Annotated in this window: 13 protein-coding genes and 1 tRNA gene; 5 read left to right on the forward strand and 9 right to left on the reverse strand. The window is 47.1% G+C overall.

Annotated features, from left to right (window positions below; translation table 11 throughout):
* Window positions 1-159 precede the first annotated feature (159 nt).
* The 4 genes from M3G15_RS20685 to M3G15_RS20700 all read right to left on the reverse strand — a co-directional run bounded on the left by M3G15_RS20685 (window position 160) and on the right by M3G15_RS20700 (window position 3,045).
* Window positions 160-450: a hypothetical protein gene (locus M3G15_RS20685; protein ID WP_036645237.1), complete on the reverse strand. Its 291-nt coding sequence runs from the start codon at window positions 448-450 to the stop codon at window positions 160-162.
* A gap of 4 nt (window positions 451-454) precedes the next feature.
* Window positions 455-1,156, reverse strand: a complete 702-nt coding sequence (locus M3G15_RS20690) for a hypothetical protein (RefSeq protein ID WP_260071941.1) — start codon at window positions 1,154-1,156, stop codon at window positions 455-457.
* A gap of 850 nt (window positions 1,157-2,006) precedes the next feature.
* Window positions 2,007-2,354, reverse strand: a complete 348-nt coding sequence (locus tag M3G15_RS20695) for a DUF1292 domain-containing protein (RefSeq protein WP_260071942.1) — start codon at window positions 2,352-2,354, stop codon at window positions 2,007-2,009.
* 136 nt (window positions 2,355-2,490) lie between these two features.
* Window positions 2,491-3,045, reverse strand: coding sequence for a copper amine oxidase (locus tag M3G15_RS20700; RefSeq protein WP_260071943.1), 555 nt, complete (start codon window positions 3,043-3,045; stop codon window positions 2,491-2,493).
* A 181-nt stretch (window positions 3,046-3,226) separates the two neighbouring features.
* Here M3G15_RS20700 and M3G15_RS20705 point away from each other — a divergent pair, with 181 nt between their 5' ends.
* Entirely contained in the window at window positions 3,227-3,964 is a 738-nt protein-coding gene (locus M3G15_RS20705) for an MBL fold metallo-hydrolase (RefSeq protein WP_260071944.1), read from the forward strand.
* Window positions 3,965-4,030: 66 nt separating this feature from the next.
* On the opposite strand, the gene M3G15_RS20710 is transcribed toward M3G15_RS20705, so the two are convergent.
* The 3 genes from M3G15_RS20710 to M3G15_RS20720 form a co-directional block, all read right to left on the reverse strand.
* A complete protein-coding gene (locus tag M3G15_RS20710) occupies window positions 4,031-4,270 on the reverse strand; it encodes a DUF3892 domain-containing protein (protein ID WP_260071945.1) in 240 nt (79 codons plus the stop codon).
* Window positions 4,271-4,338: 68 nt separating this feature from the next.
* Window positions 4,339-4,791 (reverse strand): GNAT family N-acetyltransferase, encoded by a 453-nt coding sequence (locus tag M3G15_RS20715; protein ID WP_009227125.1) that lies wholly within the window; start codon window positions 4,789-4,791, stop codon window positions 4,339-4,341.
* 240 nt (window positions 4,792-5,031) lie between these two features.
* Window positions 5,032-5,313, reverse strand: a complete 282-nt coding sequence (locus tag M3G15_RS20720; RefSeq protein WP_260071946.1) for a hypothetical protein — start codon at window positions 5,311-5,313, stop codon at window positions 5,032-5,034.
* Between the two features lie 242 nt (window positions 5,314-5,555).
* Here M3G15_RS20720 and M3G15_RS20725 point away from each other — a divergent pair.
* Window positions 5,556-5,628, forward strand: a tRNA-Val gene (locus M3G15_RS20725).
* A gap of 143 nt (window positions 5,629-5,771) precedes the next feature.
* The gene (locus tag M3G15_RS20730; protein ID WP_009227128.1) at window positions 5,772-6,356 is read left to right on the forward strand and encodes a hypothetical protein; all 585 of its coding nucleotides are present in this window, start codon (window positions 5,772-5,774) and stop codon (window positions 6,354-6,356) included.
* Between the two features lie 432 nt (window positions 6,357-6,788).
* Here M3G15_RS20730 and M3G15_RS21565 read toward each other — a convergent pair whose 3' ends face one another.
* On the reverse strand, window positions 6,789-6,968 hold the full coding sequence (locus M3G15_RS21565; protein ID WP_311202309.1) for a hypothetical protein: 180 nt from the start codon (window positions 6,966-6,968) through the stop codon (window positions 6,789-6,791).
* Window positions 6,965-7,657, reverse strand: coding sequence for a metallophosphoesterase family protein (locus tag M3G15_RS20735; RefSeq protein ID WP_311202310.1), 693 nt, complete (start codon window positions 7,655-7,657; stop codon window positions 6,965-6,967). Before M3G15_RS20735 ends, M3G15_RS21565 begins: the two co-directional genes overlap by 4 nt.
* Window positions 7,658-8,102: 445 nt before the next feature.
* Between M3G15_RS20735 and M3G15_RS20740 the strand changes: the two genes are divergently transcribed.
* Complete coding sequence (locus M3G15_RS20740; protein ID WP_009227130.1) at window positions 8,103-8,867, forward strand: polysaccharide deacetylase family protein; 765 nt, start codon at window positions 8,103-8,105, stop codon at window positions 8,865-8,867.
* Window positions 8,868-8,892: 25 nt separating this feature from the next.
* Complete coding sequence (locus M3G15_RS20745) at window positions 8,893-9,081, forward strand: hypothetical protein (protein ID WP_009227131.1); 189 nt, start codon at window positions 8,893-8,895, stop codon at window positions 9,079-9,081.
* Window positions 9,082-9,138: the final 57 nt, after the last annotated feature.

Consider the following 9,138-nt stretch of genomic DNA (forward strand, 5'->3'; position numbering starts at 1 on the left):
ACTAACTAAGAAAATAATCCCCTCAGTCTTGATAACCGAGGGGATATTGAATACTGATGATTTTGTTTTTTAGTCTGTCTACTTGACAGGGAGCACTTCAGATTCCTGGCTGGCCTAAGAGAGCATACAAAGCGCTCATTCTCAATAAATTATTTTTTACTATCTACTATATTGTTTAACTATTTTACCGTCCTTTTTTGATATTAAAAAAGTAGCTATCGGCACAGATGCTTGATCAAAAAAGATTACTTTGTAGCATCGTATATGTTTACCTTCCTCAGTAACAGTATAAACTTCATTTGTTTCTACAAAATATTCTGTTTCTAAAACAGTATATTTCTCTTGAAATTCATTGAGGGCTATATCATTAGCTGTTTCTAGTGTGATGGTATTTGAACAACCTGCAAGTAAAATCGGAAATGCCAATAAGCAAAATAGAAGTCGCTGCATAAAATTAAACTCCATTAACAACTGACATACTGATATTTCCCCAATTGTTATAGTACATTTGATTGCGAGCATTTTCTAAACTGGTTGCTGCATTTTTGCTATACTGTAATCTCGAATAAGTACCATATGCTGTTGAAGTTAACCCTGCAAATAGAGATAATGCTCCACCATAATTGAGGACGATTGTAATCCACCCTGCCGGACCTGTTCCCCAACCAACTACTAGCAACACGAAAGAGGATAATGCCGAGGCCCAGCCTAATACCTCATAAAAAGTATTTGATTCCATATAATCAACTACATTTGTTTCGTAATCATCAATGTATGATCGAAAAGTATTGAAAGCAGAGGCGTTTTTGCTATCTCCTATAGTCGTACCTACATATTTAATGTACTTTTGACTTTGTGCAGACAAAGCTTGTGCTACAAAATTACCATTAGTGTACTCGTAGTTGTAGTAATTGTCATATGCGCCTGCTCTGTCTAATGCTTGAATCTTCATTTCATTTTTTAACTTCTCAATTTTCATTTTCAAATCTAAAAATTGTTGCCTTGTAAAACCCTGAACTTGCTCATATTTCACATCTACTAACAATTTACTTTTTTCTTCAATATTCTTTTCTATTGCTAGAGCTTCAGTTGAGTTAATTTCAATGGGGCCGTTCTGTGATTTATCCCTAGTTCGATTTACTGAAATAGTTGTCAATTCATTTTTGTTAAATCTCAGTTCTCCTGTCTTCTGTTCTGCAAGCCCTGTCCGATAGTCATTAGAAAATTCTTATTTTAATATTAAACTATATTGGTAGTTATCATTTACATCATAATAAATCTTCAACCGCTGAAATTTTTGTACTAATAAAATTTACTGAATTCGTTATTTCTGTTATGGATTCGACCCTCTTATATCCAGTCTTTTCATAAATATGAAATTCATTTGGATCCTCTGAGTAGGTATCAATAACAAATGCTTCAGTAGTAATGTGTTTCTTCTCTTCTGTTGATTCGGCATGAACGCCGGAAAATGAAGAAACGAAAAAAAAGCAAATACAAGCGGGATAATAACGTGCCTACTTTTCCTCATAATAATACCTCCCTAATTTATATCCATATATAATGGGATGACCTAATATATGGTAATTTTATTATATCTTAAATTTGGAAATATTGGAATAATTATTTTAATTTTTTGTTCTTTTTTGATCAAAGTGGTATGTGCTCTTGGGGTAAAACCTTCTGTTACCAAACTGCATCTAAACTCTACCCTTGCATCAAGTGACTCTATATAATCTCCACTCCTTTGATTTTCATAACCCCTTCAAAATTTCGATCGTCTCCCTTCACTTGATCATGATCTCTTTTCGTCTATACTTCGGGTTTTGAACGCAGCCCGAACATCTCAATGATCTTGTTTTTCACAATCCCCAGATCTCTCTCCCGCATAAGTGGGTAGTTTTTTGCTTCAAAGGTGTCGTAAAAACTCATCAACCTAGAACTATACAAAAAGCCCCCCGCTTCCGGGGAGCTCTTAGCTTCTATACCAGGTGATTCGCCGCAAATTAGGCTTCATCCATTTGGGCGACAAGCTCGTTGTAAGCTTCTTCTACCTGTTTCCATTCCTGTTCGTCTTCGATATTGTAAAGCACCATTTCTTCGTTCTCTTCTTCCATGCGGAGAATGATGCCGTCCGCTTCCGGATTGTTGCGCTCGAGCAGCAATGCGTACACTTTCTCGCCAACGTCGAACGTCTCGACAAGAACCATCTCTACGTCGTTCCCTTCTTCGTCGGTCAGCGTCAACACAAACTCTTCATGCTCATGATCATGGTCATGATCATGGTCATGATCATGACCATGATCGTGGCCGCAGCCGCATGCTTCGCCGTGTTCGTGATTGTGGTCGCTCATGAAATTACCTCACTTTAAGTATGTTTTAATGGACTGAAGAAGGGTCTCCCGCTTCGTTCCTCCCGTATCGTAACACTTTTGGTGGGGACAGGTCAATTTTCGTGAGCGGTTGCCCGTGTTGTGCTCGGTTGTGCGGTTATTTCAGAACGTTAATGCTTTTCTCCGCAACGAGCACGAAATCTGATCCGTTAGACGGTTTCATGTAGAACCCTACGATGTAGCGGCCCGATGTCTTGAAATCATACGTGTAGTCCTTGGTCCGGAACCAGAAGTTATCGCGCTGCTCTTTGATTTCATCCGTCTGGATCTCCTTGGACGTCCCGTCCGGGGCCGTGATGGACACCCGCACTGCCGAGATGTTCGTGCGTAAATTATCAATTTGAGAGAAAACGTTAAACTTCAGCTTCCCCGTCTTCTTCACATCGCCAAACACATTGTCCTCCGCGAATAGAAACATATGGACATTGGGTTTATAATAATTAACCGTTTTGGTGCTGTCATTAAATTCAACTAAACCTTCGAGATTGCGTACGGGTACATAGGTTTTGCCGTCTATAATATATCCGCCGTCTTCCAGCTCGCGGCCGTTCAGCATCAGCTTCACCTTGGTGCTCGCGGCGTCGGCAAAGAGCAGGGAACCTCCCATAAGAGAGAATGCCACCACCAGTAATGCAACTCTTCTCCATTTCATGAATGTTGACCCTCCATTTGATTCCTGTTGATGTATAGTTATACTCGCTGGTTCCGGTCAAGTTGCGGTGTTGATGGGAAATGACGGCATTTTTTTATAGAGCGAGCCTAACCTTTTGTTTCGGCTGGAAATTGTGTACAGTTAAGAGGTGATCCATACTTGACCTAAGGGGGAATGCATGATGGCTTTACGACTACAAATGCTGGGGACGGGCGGAGCGTTTGCCAAAAAATATTTTAATAACAACGCGCTCCTCTATGCCGGTGACTTCACCCTGCTCATCGATTGCGGAATCACCGCCCCCCTGGCGCTGCACACGATCGGCAAGTCGGTGGAGGAGATCGATGCCGTGCTGATTACCCATATCCATGGCGATCATGTTGGAGGCTTGGAAGAGCTGGCTTTTCGCCGGAAATTTGGTTCTGGACGGAAACCGATCCTGTATATTGCTGAAAATTTGGTGGAGCCGCTATGGGAAAATACGCTGAAAGGCGGGTTAAGCCAAGACGGTGTAATCCACTCGCTAAACGACGTGTTTGACGTGCGTCTATTAAAGGAAAGCGAGCCTGCACAGCTTGCCCCTGAGTTAAAAGTGGAGCTCATCCGAACGCCGCATATCCCGGGTAAAGCCAGCTATTCGCTTTATATCAATGAGGAGATTTTTTACAGTGCGGATATGACGTTCGAGCCGGAGCTCTTAATGAGGCTTGTTCGTGAGCGGGGGTGCCGCCGAATTTTTCACGAGGTCCAACTTACCGGGAAAGGTGAAGTTCATACGACGCTGCAGGAGTTATTGTCCCTGCCAACCGAGATCCAAAGCCAAATCCTGCTGATGCATTATAGCGATGATATGGAGTCCTTCCGAGGCGCTACGGGGAACATGGACTTTCTGCGTCAGCACGAAGTCTATACGCTGTAACAAAACAACCCTGCGGGTATGCTTACCTGCAGGGTTCTTTTTCTAAATATAGGATATGGATCAACGTTATTCGAAGCTAGGCAAGTTATCCAAGTTGTTGGACGGATCTCCATCAGCATCGCCGCGGATATACATCTCTCCGTCCCGTCCCTTAAACACATTGACGCCGGCGATCGCACCTGCCTTCACTTCCTGCAGGGCTTGCTGGTAATCCAGCACGCGGCCGCTGGACATCTTGAACGCGACCAAATTCCCGTCACCGTTCTTCCGCACGGCAATAAACGTTTCTCTGGTATTCAGGGCCATCGGCTAGCTCATCTCCTCTTCATTAAGATTAGATCTAGCTTGCCCCAAAACCTCCAAACCTATGACCTTTACGATTTTAACGACTTGACCATCCGGACGTGCGGAATACCGGCGTCATCAAACGGTTCAGTCGAGATTGTCTCATAGCCGAGTTTAGCATAGAACCCTTCGGCATGGCATTGAGCATCCAGCACCGACTTCGTGAGACCGAGCTCCCGTGCCAGCTCCTCTAAGGCGAGCAGCAGGATTTTGCCTACGCCTTTCGAGCGGTACGGCTCACGTACGGCGATCCGCTGCATTTTGGCGGCATTGTCTTTATAGTAAATCAATCTGCCTGTCGCAACATAGTCCCCTTCCAATTCGATCAGCACATGATGTACATCCGGGCCAATCTGGTCGTACTCGTCAATTTCCAATTCAACGGGGACCTTCTGTTCCTCGACGAACACCTCTTTGCGGATGTCCAGGCATTTCTGTAATTGCTCCTCATGATCGACATGTATGATCGTTGCAGCCGACACTTCGTTCCCCTCCCACCATTGCTTGTCTGTTGGATCATTTAAACTGCATCATTATACAAAAAAATCATTTTTATGTATAGTTGTCTCATGGACATCGATGGAAAGGAGTTGGCTTAGGGGTATGGTCATGGGCATAACAATCGCCGCTGCGGTCGTCATCGCGGTTTTGCTGATTGCCTCCATGTTTTACACGACGAAGAAAGGCTACTCCCGCAAATGGGACGAGGAAGAATAAAGCATTTATTCCGTGGAATACACATCCTCTACAATCGTAGGCGAATACACGCCGTCCGACACGGATGGCCCAAACGGCCAAGGGAATGCGCCGGTCTGCCGGCTTAAGGTCTCCGCGTTTGGCGCCATGCGGCAGGCGCTGGTCAGGGCCAGCAGCAAGACGGCCCCCGCGACGGCAACCCAAAGGGACCGCGGCCGTTTCGTCTCGCTCTTCGGCGACGAGATTTGATCATTGCTGTTGTTATGATGGTTAAGGCCAATATGGCGGTGATGGTGGTTCCAACGCATGTTCACTTCTTCCTTTCGTTACGTGGTGCCTGTCTGTCTGATATATGCGTGTCATGGATGTATGCAGTGCTGACTGTATGCGCGTCTTGAATGAAATGCAGCGTCGTGACGTCATGCGCCTTACCACTCGGACACGCATTCCTCCACCATTGTTGACAGAGGACAGACACCTTATACTCTAGGAAAGTGTTGACAAGAACCCCACCGCCTGATAAGATAATTTTTGTCTTCACTATAAGTTTGATCTGCTAGCTCAGCTGGGAGAGCACCATCTTGACAGGGTGGGGGTCAGTGGTTCGAGCCCACTGCAGATCATAGAGAAAATCCCTTAAAGCATAAGCTTTAAGGGATTTTTTATTTTCTCTTTTGTCAGATTAAGATGGCCTCCGATTCGAAGATAATATAGTATATAACTGGTATTTACTGTATAATAGGGAATAGCCAAAGGGGTGATCCTTTTGAAAAAAATCATGTACGTTTGTTTGATCGTTGTTCTTCTGATGCTAGCTGGCGGTTGCGGAACTGGGGCAAAGAACAATGATATCTCACCCATTGCTGAGGATGTCGAGCAAACTCCCGGGACTTCGCCAGGCTTATCCATAAGAGATGGTGTAGCCGTATGGGACCCAGGCTCAGAGTGTTGCAAATCTTTTGAAGATACCTTGAATGAAGTGCCATTTGAGGTTTCTATTCCAAAAGTTCCTTTTCCGATTACCCATCAGTCTGCCGATATCGTCCCAGCTAACTTTGACTTGATCCAATTGACCTTTGCTAATGAAGAGCGAGGAGAGCAACTGATACTGGCTGTTTCAAATTCGCAGGTAAAGTCCAAACCGGATGGTAAAAAGGGGCCAAAATTAAGTGATGGCACACAAACCTGGATCCAAAGCACACCAAGCTTAAGCGGGCTCTATTGGAGAAAGCAAGGATTAACCTATGCCTTAGGATCGAACAAGGTGGAAGATGGTAACTTTGTTCCTTTGTACAGTATTTCTGAACTCGTTCAGATTGCTAACTCTATTGTCCAACCTCCCCACCTCTAACGGACCGTACCGACCTTATTTGTTCATTTCCCGGAGATTTCCCGAGCTAACGGACTCAAGTGACCTTATTGGGCAAAAATACTCATCGATTCAACGCAACAGACCCGAATAAGGTCTCTGAGGTCCGTTAAAACGGGTAGGCTTGCGTCCGAACCCAAATAACGGCTCTGGTGTCCGTTAGCGCAGCCGAGATGCCAGCTAGCAGCTATCAGCAAACCGCAAACACGCTACCTTCTACCATCTACCAGCCAACATCAAACAGCTAGCATCTACCAGCTATCAAATATCCGCAAGCAGCAAACGGCCTCTTGCTTCTTGCCTTTGTTCCGTCGCGCCATAGCACCGCACAAAAAACACCCGCCCCTAAAGGTGCGCGTTCTCGTTAAAGTATGTTACTGTTCACCATACGTCCACCCGATTTCCAATCACCTGCTACCCCCGCGGATACTCCACCCGAAACTGTGCGGACTCCATCCATTCGCCGCGGGTAAAGTCCCGACCGCGTACGAGGACATGGTCGCGATAAACTTCGACGTAGAAGCCTTGGCTGCCGTCCTTGTGTTCGTCTTCGTCGGTCCACAGGTCGGCGACCGAAGCGGCATTGAACATCACCGGCCCTCGCCCTCCACACCATAAGAAGTGTGAGAGGCATCCAACTCCCAATGGGTATGCCCCGTAAAGAGAATCACCTGCGGGTGACGGGCCAGCACGGCACGGAGATCCGCATCCTGCACAACGCCGTACCAGCGCTGCGCTTCGTAGGAGCCGGCGACCGTGTTAAGCAGCGGCTGATGTAGGAAGACGAAAACCGGGCGGTCTGCCGCAGCGTTTTCCCCTAACTTGTCATCGAGCCAAGCCAGCTGCTTCTCCGACAACGAGCTAAACAACTCCAGCCCTTCTTCCGTTCCAAGAAAAATAAAATGATACCCATCAATCCAATGATCATGATAAATGCCCTCCGCCCCGGTACCGCGCAAAAATTGTCCCAAAGGTGCCTCCCAGTTCTCCAATGCGACATCATGGTTGCCCATCGTCACATATAGCGGAGGCACTGCTCCGCCAAACCGATGCCAATTTCGGTTCCACGCTTCGTATTCATCCGGAAATCCGTGATCCGTCACGTCTCCCGCATGCATGATGCCAACGCTTCCCGTGCCATTTGCCGCGATATCTTGCAGCGCCCGCTCCAAGTTGACGTTATGCGTATGCTGCTCATCTGCTCGAACATGCGTGTCGGTAATAACCCTGAAACGAAAGCAAAAGCTCCTCGTCCCGCCGTCCTTCCCCTGCCTGCTGCTCATTGCGATCAACCATTCCCTTAGCCTCCCTTACCACTCATATTCAATCCGACAACAACGAGGACAATCACGCCAATCCACAGGATCGAAGATAGCGACAATTTCTCTGGGACAGAATGACTCCCGCCAAAGAAATCAGCACGATGTCCACCCCTAACCATACCGCATAAAACGGTACTTACCTTAATATACTACGGCATCCTGTTTTCGAGGATCGGCCGTAAGAGCAAAAGCAACATGAGCTATGCCGTGCGTTCGAAACGAGCTGGAAACTCCCGAAGAGGAACGCAAACGGTGCCTGGAGGATTTGCACAAGCTCAAGGTTCACCCTTCCATGGATAAAAGCACCGCCAACCAGCCAAACTAAACGGACAGCGCCGACAGGAAGCTGCGAGTTTCCCCGGACGGACAAGCGCTCAAGTATAGTTGATGGAGGCACGTAGAACCGATGGTCAAAATCAAACTGGGAGCAGCGCTCACCATCGCCCTTGCCGCTGCGCTGCTCGCCCCTGCAACAGAGGCATCCTCCCCGGTTCATGGCAAGCAAAGAAGCTATTATGAGGAACGCGGGGACATTGTGTGGGAAGTGCCGACGCAAGAAAAATACATCGCCTTAACCTTTGATGACGGGCCGGATGAGCAGCAAACTCCGAAAATTCTCGAGCTTCTGGAGAAGTATCAAGCGAAGGCGACCTTCTTTGTTGTGGGCGACCGGGTGAATCGATTCCCCGAAATCGTCAAAATGGAACAAGCCGCGGGCCATGAAATCGGCAACCATTCCTATCACCATCCTTCCTTTCATCGACTGGCGCTACCGGCCTTGAAGGAAGAAATGGCCATGACCCAGGAAGCCGTATTCGAGACCACCGGACGTAAACCGGTCCTCTTCCGCCCCCCGGGCGGATATTATAATGATGCCATTGTCGAGCTAACCAAACATAACAACCTGCAGATGATCCTCTGGTCCTGGCATCAGGATACGAAGGACTGGACGTCACCCGGCGTACGCAGAATCGTGCGCAAGGTGCTGGACAACGCCCGCAACGGTGATATTATCCTGATGCATGATTACGTGTATAACAGCACGCAGACGATCGAAGCGTTAAAGGTCATTTTGCCGGAACTGCAAAGCCGGGGTTATCGCTTCGTTACCGTATCCGAACTGCTGACGCATAAAGTTACGCCGGATCATCATATTAAGGTTGACCACTAGACTTCATTGGAAAGGAGCAACACAGATGGATAAGGAGCAGAATACCCTGCCTTCTGGGGAAGGCTCCGGCGTGGATCCGATTCCCGTTCCGAAACACCCTACCTCAGCCACCGAGAAGCTCGAAGATTTCGTTGGCGAGATGATGGAGGAATGGACGGAAACCTTTACGGGTGAGGCGGAAGAAAAGAATCAGAGCAAGGATCAAGCCAAATAAGTGAAATCCACCAAACATGCAGCAAGACGGGGCTTCAGCCCGCCTTGCTGTTTTATA

This window comes from Paenibacillus sp. p3-SID1389 (genome assembly GCF_025151705.1).
Classification (GTDB): domain Bacteria; phylum Bacillota; class Bacilli; order Paenibacillales; family Paenibacillaceae; genus Fontibacillus; species Fontibacillus phoenicis.

Coding starts and splice junctions, on each gene's coding strand:
- M3G15_RS20710 (WP_260071945.1), bottom strand. CDS start 4,270: ATGGCCCTGAATACCAGAGAAACGTTTATTGCCGTGCGGAAGAACGGT.
- M3G15_RS20735 (WP_311202310.1), bottom strand. CDS start 7,657: ATGAGCAGCAGGCAGGGGAAGGACGGCGGGACGAGGAGCTTTTGCTTT.
- M3G15_RS20705 (WP_260071944.1), top strand. CDS start 3,227: ATGGCTTTACGACTACAAATGCTGGGGACGGGCGGAGCGTTTGCCAAA.
- M3G15_RS20740 (WP_009227130.1), top strand. CDS start 8,103: ATGGTCAAAATCAAACTGGGAGCAGCGCTCACCATCGCCCTTGCCGCT.
- M3G15_RS20745 (WP_009227131.1), top strand. CDS start 8,893: ATGGATAAGGAGCAGAATACCCTGCCTTCTGGGGAAGGCTCCGGCGTG.
- M3G15_RS20720 (WP_260071946.1), bottom strand. CDS start 5,313: ATGCGTTGGAACCACCATCACCGCCATATTGGCCTTAACCATCATAAC.
- M3G15_RS20700 (WP_260071943.1), bottom strand. CDS start 3,045: ATGAAATGGAGAAGAGTTGCATTACTGGTGGTGGCATTCTCTCTTATG.
- M3G15_RS20695 (WP_260071942.1), bottom strand. CDS start 2,354: ATGAGCGACCACAATCACGAACACGGCGAAGCATGCGGCTGCGGCCAC.
- M3G15_RS20685 (WP_036645237.1), bottom strand. CDS start 450: ATGCAGCGACTTCTATTTTGCTTATTGGCATTTCCGATTTTACTTGCA.